This is a genomic window from Nocardia pseudobrasiliensis NBRC 108224 (assembly GCF_001613105.1).
Classification (GTDB): domain Bacteria; phylum Actinomycetota; class Actinomycetes; order Mycobacteriales; family Mycobacteriaceae; genus Nocardia; species Nocardia pseudobrasiliensis.
Genome location: NZ_BDBS01000027.1, coordinates 61,428 through 83,039, shown reverse-complemented (window position 1 = coordinate 83,039; position 21,612 = coordinate 61,428). Strand labels below are relative to the sequence as shown.

Sequence of the window (21,612 nt, the reverse complement as noted above, 5' to 3'; positions counted from 1 at the left end):
CGGGCGGCGGTGACATCCGGGGCATGCGGAAGGTCGGTGGTTACTCGACCGTCGGCTTCCGCGCCACCCCGCCGATGGGCCGCAATCCCCTGGTGATCGACGAGGAGCTGCTCGAGCCGGAGCCGGCCCTCGCCGGCGCCGACGCGGAGGCCCGGTGACCTCGTTCGGTGAGCGGATGCGGGAGGCCACCGCGCGGCACGGTTCGCTGTGCGTTGGTATCGATCCACATCCGTCGCTGCTGCGCGCCTGGGGCCTGAGCGAGGACGTCGAGGGGCTCAAGCGCTTCTCCGATATCTGCGTCGAGGCCTTCGAGGGTCGCGTGGCGGTGGTCAAACCACAGGTGGCCTTTTTCGAGGCATACGGCTCGGGCGGGCTCATGGTGCTCGAGGACACGATCGCGGCGTTGCGCGCGGCGGGCACGCTCGTGCTGGCCGACGCCAAGCGCGGCGATATCGGGTCGACCATGGCCGCCTACGCGGCGGCCTGGCTCGGCGATGGTCCGCTGGCCAGTGACGCGGTCACCGTCTCGCCCTACCTCGGCTTCGGATCGCTTACTCCCGCAATCGAATTGGCAATGGCGGGCGGGCGCGGCGTGATCGTGCTCGCGGCCACCTCCAACCCCGAGGCGGCCGCCCTGCAGCGCACGGTTACCGCCGACGGGCGCACGGTCGCGCAGACGATGGTCGACGACGCGGCCGCCTGCAATGTGGGCGCTGCGTTCGGCTCGGTGGGCGTGGTCGTCGGCGCGACGCTGACCGAGGCCCCGGATCTGAGCAAGCTCAACGGTCCGATCCTCATGCCCGGCGTGGGAGCGCAGGGCGGGGGAGCGGAGTCGATCCGGGCGCTCGTATCGCCGGACAGCTATACGGCGGTGCTGCCCAATGTATCTCGCGAGGTCCTCGCGTCCGGGCCGTCGGTCGCGGCGCTGCGCACCAGGGTGCATCAGCTCAACGAGGAGTTCGCCTTCTTGCAGGCGTGACCATGGAACAGGCCGGTCTCGAAAAGAGACCGGCCTGTTCTGTTTCTGTGGCCCGCTACGGTTTTCGAACCCCCGATCGAATCGGGAACCGCGGCCATATGTTTTCCCGCGTCAGGGGGCCTGTGAGACCGCATTTCGAGCCATGCGCGCGCGGCTGCCATCGATTCGGTCACGCGACTCGGAACGCGGTCGGGGCGTGACGCGCGACACGCGGGGGCAAAAATTCGCGACACGCCGAGGATTTCAAGAAAATTCCAGGTCGCGGGATAACGGCCCGGTTACATCCACCGCGGGTACCCCGGCTGTACTGCGACAACGCCGGTCAGAGGGTGAAAAAACCCAGGTCATGACGTAAATCGCGAGATCGGCGGTAGGATCTGCGATATCGCGTCGTGCCCCCTCGGATCGTTGTCCACACGCGCGATACCGTGCCCGAATCCGGCGCTGACCTGGGGGGTGGGTTCGCAATCGGCACGCGGCGTGGGTACGGTCGCACAGACCGCCGGGTTACCGGCGGGAGATCATGCAATGAACGATGAGACGGAGGAACCGTGGCCCTTCCCCAGCTGACTGACGAGCAGCGCGCCGCTGCTTTGGAGAAGGCGGCTGCCGCTCGCCGCGCTCGGGCAGAGCTCAAGGAGCGCTTGAAGCGTGGCGGCACCGACCTTAAGACGGTCCTGAAGGACGCCGAGACGGACGAGGTCCTGGGCAAGATGAAGGTGTCGGCGCTGCTCGAGGCCCTGCCCAAGGTCGGCAAGGTCAAGGCCGCCGAGATCATGAGCGAGCTCGAGATCGCCCCCACCCGTCGCCTGCGGGGTCTGGGCGATCGGCAGCGCAAGGCGCTGCTGCAGAAGTTCGACCAAGCCTGATCACGAGGGTGGTCGAGCACACGCAGAAGGGTCGGCTGGTAGTACTGGTCGGCCCCTCGGCCGTCGGCAAGTCCACGATCGTCCGGTGCGTCCGAGAACGACTGCCGGACTTGGTCTTCAGTGTGTCGGCCACCACTCGGGCACCCCGGCCCGGGGAGGTCGACGGCCGGGACTACCGATTCGTCACCCGGGCCGAGTTCGACGCCATGATCGAACAGGGGGAACTGCTCGAGTGGGCCGAGATTCACGGCGGCCTGCAGCGGTCGGGAACTCCGGCCGCACCCGTGCGCGATGCGGTCGCGGCGGGCAAGAACATTCTGGTGGAGGTGGATCTCGAGGGGGCGCGGCAGATCCGCAAGGTGATGCCGGAAGCGCATCTGGTCTTCCTCGCGCCGCCCACCTGGGAAGAACTCGTCGCCCGACTGACCGGGCGCGGCACCGAATCGCCGGAGGTCATCGAGCGTCGCCTGCAGACGGCGCGGATGGAATTGGCCGCCTGTGACGAGTTCGACACCGTGATCGTGAACGACGAGCTGACCAGCGCCTGCGGGCAGTTGGTATCGTTGTTCGTTAGCACAAATTCACGATGAGCGCGGCCGGATCCGGCCGAACTCACATCATCCGAGACCCGCAGGAGCCTCACTAGTGAGCGACACCCAGACCGCGCCCGCGTACGACACCCCGGTCGGCCTGACCAACCCGCCGATCGACGAGCTGCTCGAGCGCACGTCGTCGAAGTACGCGCTGGTCATCTACGCGGCCAAGCGGGCCCGCCAGATCAACGATTACTACAACCAGCTCGGCGACGGGATCCTCGAGTACGTGGGCCCCCTGGTCGAGCCGGGCCTGCAGGAGAAGCCGTTGTCGGTGGCGCTGCGCGAGATCCACTCCGATCTGCTCGAGCACTCCGAAGGCGAGTAGAGCGCACGCCGCCGCCCCCGCCCTAGCACCCGGACCCGAAGAGGCGTAGTCAGATGCGGATCGTTGTCGGCGTGGGCGGCGGTATCGCCGCCTACAAGGCCTGTTCCCTCATTCGCAAATTCACCGAGACCGGGCATGACGTCCGGGTGATCCCGACGGATTCCGCTCTGCAGTTCGTCGGGAAGGCGACCTTCGAGGCGCTGTCCGGAAACCGGGTCGACACGGGCGTATTCGCCGATGTCCCCGCGGTTCCGCATGTGCGCATCGGCCAGGAGGCCGACCTCGTGGTGATCGCCCCGGCGACCGCCGATCTGATGGCGCGCGCCGCGATGGGCCGTGCCGACGATCTGTTGACCGCGACGCTGCTGACCGCGCGATGTCCCGTGCTGTTCGCTCCGGCCATGCACACCGAGATGTGGGAGCATCCGGCCACGGTGGCGAATGTGGCGACGCTGCGCGCGCACGGCTCGACCGTGATGGAACCCGCCGCCGGTCGGCTCACCGGCGCCGATACCGGTCCGGGCCGGTTGCCCGAACCCGAGGAGATCTTCGGATTGGCCTCGCTGCTGCTCGAACGGGTCGACGCGATTCCCCGGGATCTCGAGGGCCGTCGCGTGGTGGTGTCCGCGGGCGGTACGCGCGAACCGCTGGATCCGGTGCGCTTCCTGGGTAACCGCAGCTCCGGTAAGCAGGGTTACGCCATGGCTCGGGTGGCCGCGCAGCGCGGCGCGCATGTGATCTTGGTCGCGGGCAATACCATCGGCCTCGAACCCCCCGCCGGTGTCGAGGTGGTTCATGTCACCACGGCCGAGCAGATGGGGATCGCGGTGGACAAGCACGCCGCGGGGGCCGACGCCGTCATCATGGCCGCCGCGGTGGCCGATTTCCGCCCCGCCAACGTCGCGGCCGCGAAAATCAAAAAGGGTGCCGGAGAGCCGAATTCGATCGACCTGACCAAAAACCGCGACATTCTCGCCGGATTGGTGCAGGCTCGGCGAGACGGCAGGCTGCCGGGGCTGGCGATCGTCGGCTTCGCGGCCGAGACCGGGGACGAACAGGGCGATGTACTCACCCACGCCCGTGCGAAACTGAAGCGGAAGGGCTGTGACCTGCTGGTCGTGAATGCGGTCGGCGAGGGTAAGGCCTTCGAAGTGGATAACAACGACGGCTGGCTGCTCGGTGCCGACGGCACCGAACAGGCTCTCGATCATGGATCGAAGGCCCTGTTGGCCAGCCGCGTGCTGGATGCGCTGGGACCCCTGCTGCGCTGACGCGCCGCCGGTTCCGGCATATCCTGAAAAACAGCACACCATGCGTCATGGCATTGTGTGCGTCAGCGCACCGGCCGCCGAAACGGAGCCCTGTGGAGGTGATGTCGCTGGTGGGGGCGTCGCGACAGCGGCGTCATCGCCCACCCCGTCGGTGGTTTGGAATAGTCTGAGTCGAAGGACCGCGCGATGACCTCATGCCGTTACCGCCGCGATCCGGAGACAGAAACCCGTTGAGGGAGAGGGATTAACTGTGCGCACGTCCGGTAGCCGGCTATTCACTAGCGAGTCCGTGACCGAGGGTCACCCGGACAAGATCTGTGATGCCATCAGCGATTCCATTCTCGACGCGCTGCTCACGCAGGATCCGCGCAGCCGTGTCGCCGTGGAGACCTTGGTCACAACGGGCCAGGTCCATGTCGCCGGTGAGGTCACCACGTCGGCCTACGCCGATATCCCGACCATCGTGCGCGAGAAGGTGCTCGAGATCGGCTACGACTCCTCGGCCAAGGGCTTCGACGGCGCGTCCTGCGGCGTGAACGTCGCGATCGGCGCGCAGTCGCCGGATATCGCTCAGGGCGTTGACCATTCGCACGAGGCGCGCGTCGGCGGTTCCGACGACGAGATCGAGCGGCAGGGCGCGGGCGATCAGGGTCTGATGTTCGGGTACGCCACCAAGGAGACTCCCGAGCTCATGCCGCTGCCGATCGCGCTGGCGCATCGGCTCTCGCGGCGGCTGACCGAGGTTCGCAAGTCCGGTGTGCTGCCGTACCTGCGTCCGGACGGCAAGACCCAGGTCACCATCGAATACGACGGCACCCGCCCGGTCCGGCTGGACACCGTGGTCATCTCCACCCAGCACGCGGCAGATATCGATCTGGACAACCTGCTCGCCCCCGACATCCGCGAGAAGGTCGTCGATGCGGTGCTGGCCGATCTGGAACTGCCTGAGCCGCTGGACACTTCGAATATCCGCCTGCTGGTGAACCCGACCGGCAAGTTCGTCCTCGGTGGTCCGATGGGCGATGCGGGCCTGACCGGCCGCAAGATCATCGTCGACACCTACGGCGGCTACGCCCGTCACGGCGGCGGCGCGTTCTCGGGCAAGGATCCGTCGAAGGTCGACCGTTCGGCCGCCTACGCCATGCGCTGGGTCGCCAAGAACGTGGTCGCCGCCGATCTGGCCGACCGGGTCGAGGTCCAGGTGGCCTACGCCATCGGCAAGGCCGCGCCCGTGGGTCTGTTCGTCGAGACCTTCGGCACCGAAAAGGTCGACCCGGCAAAGATTTCCGCGGCCCTGGCCGAGGTCTTCGATCTGCGCCCCGGTGCGATCATCCGCGACCTGGACCTGCTGCGTCCGATCTACGCCCCCACCGCGGCCTACGGCCACTTCGGCCGCACCGACGTCGACCTGCCCTGGGAGCACACCGACCGTGCCGACAAGCTGCGCGCAGCTGTCGGCCTCTGATTGGTCACCCCTCCGGTGCCGGAAGCGGCGGCAGTAGCGCGCCCCATCGCGCGTGTGCTGCCGCTGCTCGAACCGGCCCATCTGGACCGGGATTTCGACTATCTGGTCCCACCCGAACTGGACGCGCACGCTCAACCCGGCGTGCGCGTCCGCGTGCGTTTCTCGGGCCGCCTCATCGACGGCTTCATCCTCGCCCGCCTCGAAACCTCCGACCACACCGGCAAACTCGTCCGCCTGGAACGGGTAGTCTCCCCTGAACAAGTCCTCACCCCCGAAACCCTCACCCTCGTCAACGCCGTAGCCGCCCGCTACGCCGGTACCCGAGCCGACGTCCTCCGCCTGGCCATTCCGCCACGCCACGCGAAGGCCGAAGCGGAACCAGCGAAATCCAAAACCGCCGCCCTCCCCGCCGACGATGACGCCGATACCGACCAGGCCGAAGTCGCAACCCGGTCAGACTCGGTGAGTGCCGTTGATCAGGTTGCGGGAGCGGAGGACTCGGCCGATCCGCCCGACGCTGCCCGGCAACGCACTGAGATGGCCCCTTCGCCTGGGATGGATTTCTCATCGACGACGGATGCCCGGCTCGGATCGGTTTCCTCCCCGGAGGGTGATGCTTCCGCTGGGTCCGATGGCGAAGCCCCCATTGATATTTCGCGGTACTCCGGGTGGGCGAAGTATCGGCATGCCGAGTCGTTTCTGAGTGCTTTGGGGAAAGGGCGGGGGCCGCGGGCGGCTTGGCAGGCGGTGCCGGGGGAGGAGTGGGCTCGGCGGTTGGCGGAGTTGGCGGCGGTGACCGTGGAGGGTGGCCGTAGTGCCGTGGTGATGGTGCCGGATCAGCGGGATTTGGATCGGGTGCTGCGGGTTTGTACGGAGTTGCTGGGGGATGTCGTGGTCGGCTTGGCGGCGGGGTTGGGGCCCGCGGCTCGGTATCGGCGGTGGCTGGCGGCGTTGCGGGGGAGTGCTCGGGTGGTGGTGGGGACTCGCAGTGCGGTGTTCGTGCCGATGAAAGATCTTGGGCTGATTGCCGTTTGGGACGACGGGGACGATATGTACGCCGAGCCGCGCGCGCCGTATCCGCATACGCGTGAGGTGGCGATGCTGCGGGCGCACGAGACGGGGGCGGCGTTCCTGGCCGGGGGGTTCACGCGGACCGCGGAAATGCAGGCGGTGGTGGAATCCGGCTGGGCGCACGATCTACTGGCCGACCGAGCCGTGATCCGCGAGCACATGCCTCGCATCAGCGCCCCGGGCGACAGCGATATCGCGCTGGAACGCGACCCCGTCGCCCGAGCGGTCCGAATCCCGGGCATCGCCTTCACCGCCGCCCGAAAGGCCCTCGCGGCAGGCGAATCCGTCCTCGTCCAGGTCCCGCGCCGGGGTTACGTCCCGGCCCTGTCCTGCGCGAAATGCCGCACCCCCGCGCGCTGCCGACACTGCAACGGCCCCTTGGCCCTGCCCGACAATGCCCCGACCGGCCGCACGAGAAGCGCTGGCGCACAGCCCGATCGGCCCGGACGAGATGCCCGGACGTCGGATCGGTCCCGTTCGGCCGATCAGCACGCTGGCGGCCAGGCCCGGGCTTCCGATTCGGCCGAACAACAGACGCTCGGTTTTCGGCCCACCGATCAGCGGGACGGTGGCCGTTCGGCCGATCGGCAGGGGTATCCCGGCGGCCGTGCGCAGGTGCTGGAGGGGTCTGCCCGGGATACGGGAGTCGCGCTCTCCCGCAATGCCTCCGGGGAGGTCGCGCACAGTCCGAACTGTCGCTGGTGTGGGAAGACCGAGGCGGCGTTCCGCTGCGGGTCCTGCGGCTCGCGGGCATTGCGGGCCGTGGTGATCGGCGCGGCGCGGACCCAGGAGGAGCTCGGGCGAGCGTTTCCGGGAGTGCCGATCCGGGGGTCCGGGGGTGCGGCCGTCTTGGATTCGGTGCCGGAGGGACCGCAGGTCGTGGTGGCGACGATCGGCGCCGAGCCGACCGCGCCCGGGGGATACGGGGTGGCGCTGCTGCTGGACGGCTGGGCGCTGCTGGGTCGGGCCGATCTGCGCGCGGCCGAGGACGCGTTGCGGCGCTGGATGTCCGCGGCGGCGCTGGTTCGGTCGAGCGGTCAGGTGATCGTCATGGCCGATCCGGCGGTGCCGACCGTACAGGCGCTGGTGCGATGGGATCCGGTGGGGCACGCCGATTTCGAGCTGTCGGCCCGCAGCGAGGTCCGCTTCCCGCCCGCGGTGCGTCTGGCCGCGATCGACGGCACGGCCGACTCGATCGCCGAACTACTGGGCGAGGCGAAACTTCCCCCCGAGGTCGAAGTCCTGGGCCCGGTCCCGCTGCCGTTCGGAGCCCGCAAACCCTTCTCCTCCGGCGATTCCCCCGCCGAGGTCGAACGAATGATCCTGCGAGTCAACCGCTCCGGCGGCAACACGCTGTCCCGTGCCCTGATCGCCGCCCAGGCCGTACGCAGCACCCACCGCTCCGACGCCCCGCTACGCGTGCAGATAGATCCCATCGACATCGGCTGAGTGCTAGCCGTGGGTGGATCCAGGTCCCGGAGCCCGTCGCTGAGTGCCGACCCGCCGACTCGAGGTTCCCATGCGCCATGGTCTTTCGCTGTCCTCGCCACATATCCGTGCCCTGAGATTCAGCTCTCCCGGTGCGCGATCGTCTCTGCGGCCTGTCGCAGCGACGCGTCCAGTAGCGCTCGATCGGCGTCCATTCCGGCGAGGAGGTCGACCGTCGCGGGCAGCAGGACTGTCCCCAGCGCCCGTCCCTCGTCGCCGAAATTGCCCGAAAGTTCCAGCAGGACAACGCCGTGGATGAGGCTCCACAGTCGCGCCGCCACCTCGCGTGCGGAGTCGGCGCGAATCCGCTCGGCGGCGATCATGCGCTCGACCACCGCGACCAACTGCTCGAAGGTCTCCGCGCCGATGCCCTCGGTGACCGGACCGGACGTGAAATCGCAGGATTTCGCGGGCGCCTCGGCTGGTGCGGCCAGTCCGAACATCAGTTGATAGCGCTGCGGATTCTCCAGCGCGTAGCCGCGGTAGGCCGAACCCATGACGAAGAAGTCGGCCACCGGATCCGCGCTCGGCGGCACCGCCGCCAGCGCCGCGCCGAATCGGGTGAACGCCTCGGCGACAATGGCACTGGACAGCTCGGTCATGCCGCCGAAGTGCGTGTACACCGCCATCGTCGACGCGCCGACCGCGCTCGCGATCCGCCGGGCCTGCAGTGATTCGGGACCGTCGGTCTCGAGTAGCCGGATCCCGGCCTCGATCAACTGCTCGCGCATGGCCGAATTCGACGGCCGAGAGCGGGAATTCACCGTTGCCACACCTCCATAACGCCGTTATTCTAAGCCCATAACGATGTTATTCCGCACTGGGGGTTCGCCATGGGCAATCGCTATCTAGAAGGCGTCTTCGCGCCGATCCAGCAGGAGCACACGCTCACCGATCTGTTGGTCACCGGGGCCATACCCGAATATCTCGACGGCCGCTATCTGCGCAACGGGCCGAATCCGGTCGGTGAACTGGATCGCGACCTGTACCACTGGTTCCTCGGCGACGGCATGGTGCACGGCGTGCGTCTGCGCGACGGACGGGCCGAGTGGTATCGCAACCGGTTCGTGCGCGGTCCGGTCACCTCCGCCGCGCTCGGCGAGAAGCCGCTGCCCGGACTGGAGAATGTCGCGGGCATGGGCGCCAACACCAATGTCATCGGCCATGCCGGTCGCACGATCGCGCTGGTCGAGGCGGGGCTGGCCAACTACGAATTGTCCGAGGAACTCGACACCGTCGGTGTCTGCGATTTCGACGGAACCCTGTCCGGCGGCTATACCGCCCATCCCAAGCACGACCCGGAAACCGGTGACATGCACGCGGTTTCGTATACCTTCAACCGCGGCAACAGGGTGCAGTACTCGATCATCGGCACCGACGGCCGGGCCAAGCGCACCGTGGACATCGAGGTCGGCGGTGCGCCGATGATGCACGATTTCTCGCTCACCGAGAACTATGTGATCTTCTACGATCTGCCGGTCACCTTCGATCCGCGCCAAGCGGCGGAGATCTCGGTGCCGCGCCTGCTGCGGCTGCCGGTGCGACTGATGTTGTCGGCCATGGTCGGCCGGGTGCCGCTGCCGAATCCGCCCGCGGCGCGCAATCATCGGGTCCCACGCGTGCGTCGGATGCCCTACCGCTGGAATTCGCGCTATCGGGCGCGGCTGGGCGTCATGCCGCGATCGGGCGGCAACGCGGACGTGCGCTGGTTCGACATCGAGCCCTGCTATGTCTTCCATCCGATGAACGCCTACGAGGAGGGCGGCGTCATCGTGCTGGACGTGATCCGGCATCCGAAGATGTTCGACGCCGATCTGACCGGACCCAACGACGGCCCGCCGACCCTGGATCGCTGGGAGGTCGACCTCGATTCCGGCAAGGTTCGCCAGGGTCCGATCGACGATCGCCCGCAGGAGTTCCCGCGAGTCGACGAGCGTCTGCTCGGTAAGCGGCATCGCTATGGTTACGCACCGGGCGTGGGCGCCGGACTGGACGGCGGCGCGGAACTGTACAAGCACGATCTGATCGGCGGCACCACGGCCGTGCGGTCGTTCCAGCCCGGAACGGCCCTGGGTGAATTCGTATTCGAGCCCTCGGCCCCGGATTCCGCCGAGGACGACGGCGTACTGATGGGCTTCGTCTACGACGCGGCCTCCGACACCACCGACCTGGCCATTCTGGATGCGGGCACGCTCGATGACGTCGCGCGAGTGCATCTGCCGCATCGGGTACCGGCTGGATTCCACGGCAACTGGGTATCGACCGCATAGTACGAGTCGGTCGGTTCGTGTGCCTCCTCACACTTGTCGATGATGCATTGCCGATATATCGTCAATAGCGTCAACGTAAGAACCAGCCTGAGGAGGCTAGCCATGGAAAACATGGAGAACATGGAGATGCGCGGCCGTTGGCGCGGCCGTCGTCCGGGTCGCGAAGTGGGCGGCCCCGAACAGTTCCACCGTCACCCGCGCGGCCGGCGTGGCTTCGGGGGCGAATTCGGACCGTTCGGTCCGGATTTCGGTCCCGGCTTCGGTCCGGGCGCGCACTTCGGCCGGGCCCGCGGGCGCGGCGGTCGGGGTCGCCGCGGTGATGTACGCGCGGCGATCCTGCTGCTGTTGCAGGAGCGTCCGATGCACGGCTACGAACTGATTCAACAGATCCGCGAGCGCAGTGAGGATGTCTGGCGGCCCAGCCCGGGTTCCATCTATCCGGCGCTGGCGCAGCTCGAGGACGAGGGTCTGGTCGTCATCGAGCGCGTCTCGGGTCGCAAGACCGCCAAGCTGACCGATGAGGGCACCGAATACATCAGCGCGCACAGCGAGGAACTCGGCGATCCCTGGCAGGAGGTCCGCGACGGCGTCGGCGATCAGGCGCTGGACCTGCGCGAGCTGGTCGGTCAGCTGATGGGCGCGGTCGCGCAGGTGGCTCGCGCCGGAACTCCGGAGCAGGCGAACAAGGCGGCCGAGGTGCTCACCGAGGCGCGGCGTGCGCTCTACCGGATCCTGGCCGACGACGATACCCAGGAAAAGTAGCGGCTCCGAAACGCTGTGCCGCGGCGCGTAATTCCGACATTCATGCGGAATGATCGTGACATGGTACAGCGGCGGAGTCGGTTGGCTCAGGGTATTTCACAACGGCGGCGGCGAATGATCACGGGTGCGGCGGTGTGCGCGCTGGTGCTGGGCACCGGCGCGTCCGCCTTGGCCGATCCGAAATCCGACGACGCCCCCTACCATCCCGCGTTCGTGCCCACCCAGTACGGTCCGGTGCAGCCGGAACATCTGACCGCGTCGTGGTATGTGAAGGCCCATCCCGACGCGGCTCCCTTGGGGGCCAACGACTTCGGCTGCAAACCGACCGCCGAACATCCCCGCCCGGTCGTACTCGCCCACGGCACCGACGCGTCCGCCTACGCCGACTGGTCGGCGATCTCGCCCCAGATCCACGACGCCGGTTTCTGTGTCTTCGCGCTGAATTACGGCGGTAAGCCCGGCGCGACCAGTTACGGGACCGAGGATCTGCGCCTGTCGGTCCGCCAGGTCGGCGAATTCGTCGATCGGGTGCTCGCGGCGACCGGTGCGCCGCAGGTGGATCTGGTCGGATTCTCCCAGGGCGCCACCGTGACTCGCTTCTACGTCAACAAGGCCGGTGGCGCGGAGAAGGTCGCGCAGTGGATCGGCCTGGCCTCGCCCAGCTACGGCGGCATCATGTACGGCCTGGTTCCGGCCGCGAACGCGGTGCCGCCGCTGTGGGACGCGTTCGAGAAGGTCACCTCCAAGGCCGCGGTGCAGCAGGCGCAGGGCGCGCCGTTCATGGTGGAGCTGAACGCGGGCGGCGACACCGTCGCCGGTGTGCGTTACACCACGATCGGCAGCCGGGTCGACGAGATGATCCAGCCCTTCGACAACATCGCCCTGCACGGTCCCGGGGCGACGAATCTGGTGCTGCAGGATCTGTGTCCGATCAACCTGACCGGGCATTTCCACATGGTCTACGACCCCTATGTGCAGCGGTTGCTGCTCAACGCCCTCGACCCTGATCACGCGCGGGAACCGGTCTGCAAATTCGTGCCGCTGGGCACCGGAATCCCGGAGGTCATCCTGGGGGCGCACTCCTGATCGAACGGCGTCCGTAAAATGAGACGTCCGTATTCGCTCGCCCGGGGAGTTTCTCGTGACCGTCCAGCCTGTTCGCCTGTTCGGCGATCCCGTCCTGCGCGCTCGCGCGGACGAGGTCACCTCCTTCGACAGGGAACTGCGCCAGTTGGTGGCCGACCTGACCGACACCATGCACGCCAGCGGCGGTGTCGGTATGGCGGGACCGCAGATCGGGGTCGGTCTGCGGGTTTTCGTCTACGACACCGGCGATGCCAAGGGGCATCTGGTGAATCCGACCTACGAGGTGCTCGGCGAGGAGGAGCAGACCGGGCCGGAGGGCTGTCTGTCGATCCCGGGGCTGCGCCACGACGTCACCCGCGCGCTGCGAGTACGTGCGCGCGGGGTCGATATGACCGGCGCCGCAGTGGAATTCGAGGGTGAGGCGCTGCTGGCGCGCTGCGTACAACACGAGACCGATCATCTGGACGGTGTGCTGTACCTGGACCGTCTGAATCCGGCGACACGCAAGGAGGCGATGCGCGCGGTGCGCGAATCGGAGTGGTTCACCACGGGTAAGACGGTGATGACGGCCGCCGAGGTGGCCGCTACCAAGGCCGCCGCGGCGGCGGAGCGGAGCAGCTGATGCGCTTGGTATTCGCGGGCACGCCGGAACCGGCCGTGCCCTCGCTGCGGCGATTGATCGAATCCGGGCGTCACGAGGTGGTCGCGGTGGTCACCCGGCCGGATGCCGTGGCGGGCCGAGGTCGCAAGGTGACCCGCTCGCCGATCGGCCGGTTGGCCGATGAGCACGGCATTCCGGTGCTGACCCCGCACAAGCCCAAGGAACCCGAATTCATCGCCCAGCTCACCGAATTGGCCCCGGACTGCTGTCCGGTCGTGGCCTACGGTGCGCTGCTGCCCCAGCAGGTGCTCGACATCCCACGCCACGGCTGGGTGAATCTGCACTTCTCGCTGCTGCCCGCCTGGCGCGGCGCCGCGCCGGTGCAGGCGGCGATAATGGCCGGTGACGAATTCACCGGCGCGTCCACCTTCCGCATCGAGGCCGGACTCGACACCGGCCCGGTCTTCGGCGTGCTCACCGAGAAGATCGCGGTCACCGACACCGCCGGGATTCTGCTGGATCGCCTCGCGGAATCCGGTGCGCACCTGCTGGAATCGACCCTGGACGGCATCGAGGACGGCACCGTGCAGGCGGTTCCGCAGGCGACCGAGGGCGTGTCCTACGCGCCGAAGATCGACGCCGACGCGGGCCACATCCGCTGGGATCAGCCCGCGCTCGCGATCAACCGCCGCATCCGCGCGGTGACCCCCGCCCCCGGCGCGTGGACCGAGGTGGAGGGTAAACGCCTCAAACTCGCCCCGGTCGAACTGGTCGAGGAGTCACTGCCCAACCGCACCGTCGAAGTCCGCAAATCGGGCGTCTACGTCGGCACCGCCACCACCGCCGTCCGCCTCACCGAGGTGCAGCCCGAGGGCAAGCGCATGATGTCGGCCCTGGACTGGGCCCGCGGCGCCCGCCTGCAGCCGGGCACGGTGATCGGATGACCCGCCCGGAGCGGGGAGACGGCGAAAAGCGAACCGGCGCGGGCGATTCCGCGCAATCGTCGGCGGGGCTGGGCGACGGAGACGATCGCGGATCCCACCCGCGGCGCGCCGATGGCGGTGACCGGTCGAAGCCCGCGGGGAAGTTCGCCGCGCGGGCGGAGACCAATGGCGGTGATGGGTCGAAGCGCGCGGGGAAGTTCGCCGCGAGGATGAAGGCGAACGGCGGCAATGGGTCCAATCGCGCCGGGAAGTCTTCCGCCGGGGCTGGGGCCGATGGTGGCGGTGGCGCGAAGCGCGCGGGACGAGCGGGGGCTGAATCGCAGCGGGGGCAGCAAGCGACCGGTGGCTCGGGGCGTAGCGGGCGTGGTCGGGGCGAGGGCGACATACGTGGGCGTTCTGGGGGGCGCGCGGCGGGGACGAACTTCGTTGCGCGGGAGGATCGTTCGGGTTCGGCGGGACGGCCCGGTCGGGAAGGTGGCGCGGGCTCGCAGGCGGGCGGTTCGGGGCGGGATCGGAGCGGTTCGGGCCATCGGCGTGCTCGCAATGAGTCGGCGGTCGATGCCGCGCGGTTGGTGGCTCGGGATGTGTTGCGGGCGGTTCGGGAGCGGGACGCTTATGCCAATCTGGTGCTGCCCGCATTGCTTCGGGAGCGGAAGGTGTCCGGGCGGGATGCGGCGTTCGCCACCGAGTTGGGATATGGGGCGTGCCGGTCGCTGGGGTTGCTCGATGCTGTGATCGCGGCGGGCGCTGGGCGGGCGGTCGCGGAGATCGATGGTCCGCTGCTGGATGTGTTGCGGCTGGGGGCCTATCAGATGTTGCGGACCCGGGTGGGTGCGCATGCGGCAGTGGATACCTCCGTGGATCTGGTGCGGGCCGAATTCGGTTCCGGTAAGGCCGGATTCGTCAATGCCGTGCTGCGGAGGGTGGCCGAGCGTACGCCCGAACAGTGGGTGAGCGATCTCGCGCCGCGAGATCCCCTGGGGCGCTTGGCCTTCGAATACGCCCATCCGGTCTGGATCGCGCAGTCCTTCGCGGATGCGCTGGGTGCGCGCGCGGGTGAGCTGGGCGATCTGCTGGCTGCCGACGACGAGCGACCGGCCGTGCATCTGGTGGCCCGTCCGGGCGAAATCACCGCCGAGGAGCTGGCCCTTGTCACGGGGGGCGAGGAGGGCCGCTGGTCGCCGTACGCGGTGTATCTCGACGGCGGCGATCCGGGCAAACTCGAACCGGTGCGCGAGGGGATGGCCGCGGTCCAGGACGAGGGCAGTCAATTGGTGGCGCTGTCGCTGACCCGCGCACCGCTGCTGGGCCCCGACGGCGGCCGCTGGCTGGATCTGTGCGCCGGACCGGGCGGTAAGACGGCCCTGCTGGGCGCGCTCGCCGATATCGATGGCTTCCACGTCGACGCCGTCGAACCGGCCGAGCATCGCGCGGCGCTGGTCCGCACCGCGACAACCGGGCAGCCGGTGACCGTACACGTTGTCGACGGTCGCGACAGCGGCCTCGAACCCGGCTACGACCGCATCCTGGTCGACGCGCCCTGCACGGGCCTGGGCGCGCTGCGTCGCCGCCCGGAGGCCCGCTGGCGCCGCACCCCGGCCGACGTCCGCGACCTCACCGTGCTCCAGCGCGAATTGCTTACCGCCGCATGGGATCTGCTGCGCCCGGGCGGTGTGGTCGTGTACTCGACCTGTTCGCCGCACCTGCCCGAGACGGTCGCGGTGGTGGCCGACCTGGTGCGCCGCACCGGCGCCGAACAGCTCGACACCCGCGACCTGCTGCCCGGCGTCGGCGACCTCGGCGACGGTCCGGCCGCCCAACTGTGGCCGCACCGCCACGGCACGGACGCCATGTTCATGGCGGCCCTGCGTAAACCGCTGCCGGAGATGTAGTCGATCGACGCACGCCGCGGCCCGAGACTCGACCGATCGGCGCATGTCGCCCGAGATATAGCCGATCGGTATGAGAGGGGTTAGACTCCGGTCCGGGTCGGCCCCGGTGCCGATGGTCAGTACTCCGCGCTCCATTCACGAGATCGGGAGGAAACGCATGTCGAAGGCAACATTCTCCGTTGACGGGCTGCATTGCTGGGGCTGTGTCGGTACGGTCGAGAAGAGTATTCACACCATCCCCGATGTGCACTCGGTGATCGTGGACCTCAATATGAAGGGCGTTTCGAAGGTGACGGTCGAGGCCGACCATCAGGTGAAGGCCGAGGAGATCCAGAAGGCGCTCAACAGCGAGGGCAACTTCACCGTCGTCTGAGGCAGGCTCGGGCGCCCTGGATCCCGGTGCTCCGGTGAACAGGGCGCGCCGCCGGGCGGGCGTGGTTTCGGGCCGAGGGTGATCTGGGGATCGAACTCGTCCAGGCTTCCGATCGGCACCGGGCCGATCACGACATCGTCGAAACGCGGTGCGGCGCTGATTCATTCCCGGACGATCCGCCAATTGCAGTGGTCCAACGCGAGATTGAAGGAAACAGCGGCCAGGCGATCGCGACTCCCGGCTAGCATGCGAGGCATGGCGATCAAACTGGAAAACGTCGGCATCACCGTTCGCGACCTCGAGGCGGCGATCGCCTTTTTCACCGACCTGGGCCTCACGGTCGTCGGCCGTGACACGGTCAGCGGTGAGTGGACCGATACGGCCGTCGACCTCGATGGCAACCACGCGAATATCGCGATGCTCCAGACGCCGGACGGTAACGGTCGCCTCGAGCTGTTCGAGTACATCCACCCCGAAGCGATCGAGTCGAAGCCCACTCGTCCCAACGACATCGGCATGCACCGCGTCGCCTTCTCCGTCGACGATATCGACAAGGCCCTCGAGATCGCCGCGCGGCACGGCTGCCGTCCGCTTCGTGGCGTGGCGACATACGAGGACCTCTACAAGCTGACCTATGTTCGCGGTCCCAGCGGCATCATCGTGATGCTCGCCGAGGAGCTGAAGAAGACGCCCTAGGGCACGTTGCGATCCAATTCGTCCAGCCAGGCGGTGGCCACCGCATCGCTGGGCGCTCGCCAGTCACCGCGCGGCGACAGCGATCCGCCGGAGCCGACCTTCGGGGCATTGGGCAGCGTGGAGCGTTTGAACTGGCTGGTCTGGATGAAGCGGCGCAGGAATTCGGCGAGCCAATGTTTGATTGCCGGCAGATCGTATTCGTTGCGATCCTCGGGACGGATCAGATCCGGCCAGCGGCCCCGCGTCCGATCGGACCAGGCGTGCCGAGCCAGGTAGGCGATGCGGCTGGGCAGGTAGCCGAAGCGCAGCAGATAGTACAGGTGGAAATCCTGTAGTTCGTAGGGGCCGACGGTGGCCTCCGAGCTTTGTCCGGGCTGGGAGTCATCGGTCGAATCCGCTTGCGCGGGAACCAGTTCCGGTGAGATCTCGGTGGCGAGGATCGACGTCAGCGCCTCGTCGGCGGCCGTGCCCAACTCGCCGGTGTCGACCGCCCAGGCGATGAGGTATTTGATGAGGGTTTTGGGGACCGAGGCGTTGACGCTGTAGTGCGCCATATGGTCGCCGACTCCGAAGGTGCACCAGCCCAGCGCGAGTTCGCTCAGATCGCCCGTGCCCAGGACCAGGGCGTGGTTCTGGTTGGCCAGGCGGAAAAGATGTGAGGTCCGCTCGCCCGCCTGGACGTTCTCGTAGGTCACGTCGTATTGCGGAACGCCTTGCGCGGCAGGGTGATTCAGATCCTTCAACATCTGGGTCGCCGACGGGCGGATATCGATCTCGTGGGCCGATACGCCCAGGGCGCGCATGAGCCGATGCGCGTCGGTGCGGGTGCGCGAGCCGGTGGCGAAGCCGGGCATGGTGTAGGCGAGCACATTCGAGCGCGGCAGGCCGAGGCGATCCATGGTCTTGACCGCGACGATCAGGGCCAGCGTCGAGTCCAGGCCGCCGGATACGCCGATCACCACGCGTTCGGAACCGGTGGCGGCCAGGCGGGTGCTCAGGCCCTCGACCTGGATGTGGTGCACCGCGGCGCAGCGTTCGTTGCGGACCGCCGGATCGGCGGGAACGTAGGGGAAGCGCGGGATTTCGCGGCGCAGCGGCACGGGCTCGGACGGGATCGGCAGCTCGACCGCGATGCGGCGCAGGCGGGTGAGCCGGTCGCGGTGGTCACCGGCATTGTCGGCGAAGCTGGTCATGCGCAGCCGGTCGGCGGCCAGGCGACACAGGTCCAGGTCGGCGGTCACCAGCTGCGGATGATCGGCGAAACGTTCTCCCTCGGCGAGCAATTCACCGTTCTCGCAGACCAGGGCCTGCCCGTCCCAGGCCAGATCGGTGGTCGATTCGCCGTGCCCGGCCGCCGAATACAGATATGCCGCGATGTAGCGGGCCGAATGCGAGGTGCACAGCTGCCGCCGATAGTCGGCCTTGCCGACGACGATATTGCTCGCCGACAGGTTCACCAGCACGGTCGCCCCGGCCAGCGCCGCGAAACCGCTGGGCGGCAACGGAACCCAGCCGTCCTCGCAGATCTCCAGATGGAATACGAACCCGTCGAGATCGGTCGTGAACAGCAGATCCGCGCCGAACGGCACGCGCTGCCCGGCGATCGTGATGTGCTCGTCGAGCGCCTCCCGCGCGGCCGCGAACTGCCGCTTCTCGTAGAACTCGCGATAGTTGGGCAGATAGCTCTTGGGCACCGCCCCGAGCACCCGCCCGCCTCGAATCACGATGCCGCAGTTGAACAGCCGCCCCTGCGTGCGCACCGGCGCGCCGACGACGAGTACGGTCGCCAGCTCGGCGCTGGCGGCCATGATCCGCGCCAACGCCCGCTCGACGCCGTGGTCGAGCGCGTCTTGATGAAACAGATCATCGGCGGTGTAACCGGACACGCCGAGCTCGGGAAATACGGTCAGCATCACCCCGTCCGCGGCCGCCCGTCGAGCCAGCAGCAGCGTCTGTTCCGCGTTGAACTCCGGATCCGCCACGCGCAGCCGCGGCACCGCCACCGCGACCCGCGCGAAACCGTGCCGGTACAGCGATTCGAACGGCAATCCCTGCGGCACGTTGATCCCCTGACTCCCGAGGGCTTAGGTGATCATGATCGTACGCAACGATTCACTCCCGGGCGGACTGCTCGCGCAGGCGGGCGAGGGTTTTGGCGAGGATGCGGGAAACGTGCATCTGGGAGATGCCCATGCGCTGGGCGATCTGGGTCTGGGTCATGGATTCGAAGAAACGCATGGTCAGGATCCGGCGCTCGCGTTCGGGCAGGCCCGCCAGCAGCGGGCGGATCGCCACATATTCCTCGACGCGGTCGAACTGGGACTCCTCCTCGCCGAGCGTGTCGAGCAGGGAGGCCTCCGAATCGCGACCGACCGAGACCGCATCGATCGAGGAGGGCTGATAGGCATTGCCCGCGATGACGGCCTGGGTGACCTCGTCGGCGGAAATGCCCAGTTCGACGGCGATCTCCTTGGCGGTGGGGGAGCGGCCCAGCGACTGCGACAGCGCGTCGATGGCCGCGCCGATGCGCAGATGAGTCTCCTTGACACGCCGGGGAACCCGCATGGCCCAGGTGTTGTCGCGGAAGTACCGGCGGACCTCGCCCATGATCGTCGGCACGGCGAAGGACAGGAAGTTCGAACCGCGCGAGATGTCGAAGCGATCCACCGCGTGCACCAGGCCGACACGGGCGACCTGGGTCAGATCGTCGAACGGCTCACCGCGGCCGCTGAACTTACGGGCGATATGGTCGGCCAGCGGAATGCAGCGCTGAATCAGCTCCGCGCGTAGCACGGCCCGGCGCTGCGCGTTGTCAGCGGCCGCGGCCAGCTGTTCGAAAAGCGCTGTGACGTCGTCATATCCGGAAACCGACTGGGTGACCTCTTCCACCTCGTCGGTGTCGATCTCGTTCTCGTCGTTCTCGTTCTCGTCGTCGGTGGTCTCGTTGGTGGCGACCGCCTCCATCGCCGCCGGGGGTTCGGCCGGATCGGCCGGCTGGGCGGGAGTGGAATCGAACACGGTGTCCTCGTCAGCCACTACGCCTTCCCCCGGACCCGCCGGAATTCCACGATCGTCGGGTAGCCGGACAGCTGCTCGTCGAAGGCCTGCTGGCTCGCGGCGATCTCGTCGGTGAGCGTGCGCAGCACATGCCAGCCGAAGGCGTGCTCGTCGGGCAGGCCCTCACTCGCGGCGACTCCGGTCACGCGCACCAGGAGATCCTTGTCGCCCACGGTGAACCGGCACTGCAGTGTGGTGCCGGGTGCGGCCAGCGCGATGAGGGTCGAGCAGGCCTCGTCGACCGCGAGCCGGATGTCGGCCACTTCGTCGAGCGTGAAATCGCTGAGTAGCACGAGGGTTTCGGCGAGTCCGCGCACGATCGGCAACTGTGACACGGTAGCGGCAACGCCGATCTCCACCGGGGTACTGCGCAGTCCCTGTTCCGCCGAAATATTGATCACCCTGAGAAGGCTACCCAAATTCGCCGCAGGTAATCGGGGGTATCCCCGCAGTGTCCATGCTGTGACCGGGCATCGCTACACTCTGCGCCTGTGTCCACCTCCGCGAACGCGTCGTTCCATCGCCCGTCTCCGATGATCGCCCCGTCCATCCTGTCCGCCGACTTCGCGCATCTGGCCGAGGAGGTCGACGCGGTCGCGGGTGCGGATTGGCTGCACGTGGATGTGATGGACAACCACTTCGTGCCGAACCTCACCCTCGGGCTGCCGGTGGTGCAGAGTCTGTTGAAGGTCACCGACATTCCGCTGGACTGCCATCTGATGATCGAGGATCCGGCCCGCTGGGCGCCGCCGTACGCCGAGGCGGGCGCCTACAACGTGACCTTCCACGCCGAGGCCACCGACGATCCGGTCGCGGTGGCGCGCGATATCCGCGCGGCCGGGGCCAAGGCCGGACTGTCGGTCAAGCCGAACACCCCGATCGAGCCGTACCTCGAGATCCTGCGCAACTTCGACACCCTGCTGGTGATGAGCGTCGAACCCGGATTCGGCGGGCAGTCGTTCATCGCGCACGTCCTCGACAAGGCGCGCATCGTGCGCAATCTGGTCGATGCCGGTGAACTGCGCCTGGTGGTCGAGATCGACGGCGGCATCAATATGGACACCATCGAACAGGCCGCCGAGGCTGGCGTGGACTGCTTCGTCGCGGGCTCCGCGGTGTACGGCACCGAGGATCCGTCCGCCACCGTGGCGAAGCTGCGGGACCGAGTGGTCGCGGTGGAGGCCGCGAACTAGTCAGTGCGCCCGGGGTTTTCGCGCCCCGACCGCGCGGGCGGCGTCGACGACCGCCTCCAGCGGCGGCACGGCGGCCGCCGATTCGGGGGCCTGGATCCAGGTGCGGTAACCCGTGCGCTCGTCGTCGGCCGAGGGCAGCACCACCTGGCTGCCGGTGCAGGCGACCGTCGCGTAGAGCCGGAACAGCTCGGCCGAGATCGACGTCGTGAGCGCGCCCGGGCGGGCGGCGCCGGTGATGAAGGTCCAGCGTCCGGCGCGCGGATGATGGACGATCGGCCCGGCCAGCTCGGCCTGTCGCAACCGCTGCCGCACATGCTCGCCCAGTTCGGCCGGCATGGTCACGGCGCAGTAGCGCGTACCGATCTCCAGCAGGATGTGGCGTGAGGCCGGGTCGATCGATGCCGGCAGATGGAATTCGCTTCGGTACTGATGGCAGCGAGCCTCGAGTGTCGAATCGAGAAACGTGGTCACGCCTACCCCCTGTTGTTCGCAGAAGTTGAACGTTTGGAATCAACTGCATAACAATATTGCTGCCGATTCTGTCGAGACGCAAGCTTTGCGTGTAAGCGCGTCGTCAATTGGGTAAACATTCCATTTCACCCCTATCATCTGGGCGTTCGAATCGCCGTGCAGGAAACTATCGGGGCGTATTTTCGGACCGGTCGGATTAATTC

22 protein-coding genes are annotated in these 21,612 nt (G+C 67.9%); 17 read left to right on the top strand and 5 right to left on the bottom strand.

Going from position 1 to position 21,612, the window contains the following annotated elements; translation table 11 throughout:
- Window positions 1-23 precede the first annotated feature (23 nt).
- The 8 genes from NP4_RS42695 to NP4_RS42690 all read left to right on the top strand — a co-directional run bounded on the left by NP4_RS42695 (window position 24) and on the right by NP4_RS42690 (window position 8,025).
- Window positions 24-158, top strand: coding sequence for a hypothetical protein (locus NP4_RS42695; RefSeq protein WP_255285532.1), 135 nt, complete (start codon window positions 24-26; stop codon window positions 156-158).
- Window positions 155-979 carry an orotidine-5'-phosphate decarboxylase gene (pyrF, locus tag NP4_RS21275; protein WP_068000436.1) on the top strand — a complete coding sequence of 275 codons (825 nt, stop codon included), beginning with the start codon at window positions 155-157 and terminating at the stop codon, window positions 977-979. The genes NP4_RS42695 and pyrF overlap by 4 nt, the downstream gene beginning before the upstream one ends.
- Before the next feature lie 551 nt (window positions 980-1,530).
- Window positions 1,531-1,848, top strand: coding sequence for an integration host factor, actinobacterial type (mihF, locus tag NP4_RS21270; RefSeq protein WP_062511827.1), 318 nt, complete (start codon window positions 1,531-1,533; stop codon window positions 1,846-1,848).
- Window positions 1,849-1,856: 8 nt separating this feature from the next.
- Entirely contained in the window at window positions 1,857-2,438 is a 582-nt protein-coding gene (gene gmk / locus NP4_RS21265) for a guanylate kinase (protein WP_068000433.1), read from the top strand.
- Between the two features lie 55 nt (window positions 2,439-2,493).
- The gene (rpoZ, locus tag NP4_RS21260; protein ID WP_068000429.1) at window positions 2,494-2,769 is read left to right on the top strand and encodes a DNA-directed RNA polymerase subunit omega; all 276 of its coding nucleotides are present in this window, start codon (window positions 2,494-2,496) and stop codon (window positions 2,767-2,769) included.
- A gap of 53 nt (window positions 2,770-2,822) precedes the next feature.
- Window positions 2,823-4,040 (top strand): bifunctional phosphopantothenoylcysteine decarboxylase/phosphopantothenate--cysteine ligase CoaBC, encoded by a 1,218-nt coding sequence (coaBC, locus tag NP4_RS21255; RefSeq protein ID WP_068000425.1) that lies wholly within the window; start codon window positions 2,823-2,825, stop codon window positions 4,038-4,040.
- Window positions 4,041-4,290: 250 nt separating this feature from the next.
- Window positions 4,291-5,505 carry a methionine adenosyltransferase gene (metK, locus tag NP4_RS21250; RefSeq protein ID WP_082876064.1) on the top strand — a complete coding sequence of 405 codons (1,215 nt, stop codon included), beginning with the start codon at window positions 4,291-4,293 and terminating at the stop codon, window positions 5,503-5,505.
- 54 nt (window positions 5,506-5,559) lie between these two features.
- Entirely contained in the window at window positions 5,560-8,025 is a 2,466-nt protein-coding gene (locus NP4_RS42690; protein ID WP_245997531.1) for a primosomal protein N', read from the top strand.
- A gap of 119 nt (window positions 8,026-8,144) precedes the next feature.
- Here the strand turns inward: NP4_RS42690 and NP4_RS21240 are convergent, their stop codons facing one another.
- Window positions 8,145-8,828, bottom strand: a complete 684-nt coding sequence (locus tag NP4_RS21240; RefSeq protein ID WP_245997524.1) for a TetR/AcrR family transcriptional regulator — start codon at window positions 8,826-8,828, stop codon at window positions 8,145-8,147.
- 69 nt (window positions 8,829-8,897) lie between these two features.
- On the opposite strand from NP4_RS21240, the gene NP4_RS21235 reads away from it, so the two are divergent.
- The 8 genes from NP4_RS21235 to NP4_RS21200 all read left to right on the top strand — a co-directional run bounded on the left by NP4_RS21235 (window position 8,898) and on the right by NP4_RS21200 (window position 16,688).
- Window positions 8,898-10,334, top strand: a complete 1,437-nt coding sequence (locus NP4_RS21235; RefSeq protein ID WP_068000416.1) for a carotenoid oxygenase family protein — start codon at window positions 8,898-8,900, stop codon at window positions 10,332-10,334.
- Between the two features lie 102 nt (window positions 10,335-10,436).
- Entirely contained in the window at window positions 10,437-11,096 is a 660-nt protein-coding gene (locus NP4_RS21230; RefSeq protein ID WP_068000413.1) for a PadR family transcriptional regulator, read from the top strand.
- Window positions 11,097-11,210: 114 nt separating this feature from the next.
- A complete protein-coding gene (locus NP4_RS21225; RefSeq protein ID WP_068000411.1) occupies window positions 11,211-12,182 on the top strand; it encodes an esterase/lipase family protein in 972 nt (323 codons plus the stop codon).
- A 55-nt stretch (window positions 12,183-12,237) separates the two neighbouring features.
- On the top strand, window positions 12,238-12,804 hold the full coding sequence (gene def / locus NP4_RS21220; RefSeq protein WP_068000408.1) for a peptide deformylase: 567 nt from the start codon (window positions 12,238-12,240) through the stop codon (window positions 12,802-12,804).
- Window positions 12,804-13,727 carry a methionyl-tRNA formyltransferase gene (fmt, locus tag NP4_RS21215; protein WP_068000405.1) on the top strand — a complete coding sequence of 308 codons (924 nt, stop codon included), beginning with the start codon at window positions 12,804-12,806 and terminating at the stop codon, window positions 13,725-13,727. The genes def and fmt overlap by 1 nt, the downstream gene beginning before the upstream one ends.
- Before the next feature lie 383 nt (window positions 13,728-14,110).
- On the top strand, window positions 14,111-15,619 hold the full coding sequence (locus NP4_RS21210) for an RsmB/NOP family class I SAM-dependent RNA methyltransferase (protein ID WP_068000717.1): 1,509 nt from the start codon (window positions 14,111-14,113) through the stop codon (window positions 15,617-15,619).
- Between the two features lie 157 nt (window positions 15,620-15,776).
- Entirely contained in the window at window positions 15,777-15,992 is a 216-nt protein-coding gene (locus tag NP4_RS21205; protein ID WP_062511839.1) for a heavy-metal-associated domain-containing protein, read from the top strand.
- A 255-nt stretch (window positions 15,993-16,247) separates the two neighbouring features.
- Window positions 16,248-16,688, top strand: coding sequence for a VOC family protein (locus NP4_RS21200; protein ID WP_068000401.1), 441 nt, complete (start codon window positions 16,248-16,250; stop codon window positions 16,686-16,688).
- Here the strand turns inward: NP4_RS21200 and NP4_RS21195 are convergent.
- The 3 genes from NP4_RS21195 to NP4_RS21185 are packed head-to-tail and all read right to left on the bottom strand — an operon-like array spanning window position 16,685 to window position 20,146.
- Window positions 16,685-18,748: an NAD(+) synthase gene (locus tag NP4_RS21195; protein ID WP_068000400.1), complete on the bottom strand. Its 2,064-nt coding sequence runs from the start codon at window positions 18,746-18,748 to the stop codon at window positions 16,685-16,687. The two genes, NP4_RS21200 and NP4_RS21195, sit on opposite strands and share 4 nt — an antisense overlap.
- Window positions 18,749-18,800: 52 nt before the next feature.
- Window positions 18,801-19,724, bottom strand: a complete 924-nt coding sequence (locus NP4_RS21190) for an RNA polymerase sigma factor SigF (protein ID WP_245997517.1) — start codon at window positions 19,722-19,724, stop codon at window positions 18,801-18,803.
- On the bottom strand, window positions 19,724-20,146 hold the full coding sequence (locus tag NP4_RS21185; protein WP_068000396.1) for an ATP-binding protein: 423 nt from the start codon (window positions 20,144-20,146) through the stop codon (window positions 19,724-19,726). Before NP4_RS21185 ends, NP4_RS21190 begins: the two co-directional genes overlap by 1 nt.
- A gap of 132 nt (window positions 20,147-20,278) precedes the next feature.
- On the opposite strand from NP4_RS21185, the gene rpe reads away from it, so the two are divergent.
- Window positions 20,279-20,938: a ribulose-phosphate 3-epimerase gene (gene rpe / locus NP4_RS21180; RefSeq protein WP_068000394.1), complete on the top strand. Its 660-nt coding sequence runs from the start codon at window positions 20,279-20,281 to the stop codon at window positions 20,936-20,938.
- On the opposite strand, the gene NP4_RS21175 is transcribed toward rpe, so the two are convergent.
- Complete coding sequence (locus tag NP4_RS21175) at window positions 20,939-21,409, bottom strand: hypothetical protein (protein ID WP_068000391.1); 471 nt, start codon at window positions 21,407-21,409, stop codon at window positions 20,939-20,941.
- Window positions 21,410-21,612: the final 203 nt, after the last annotated feature.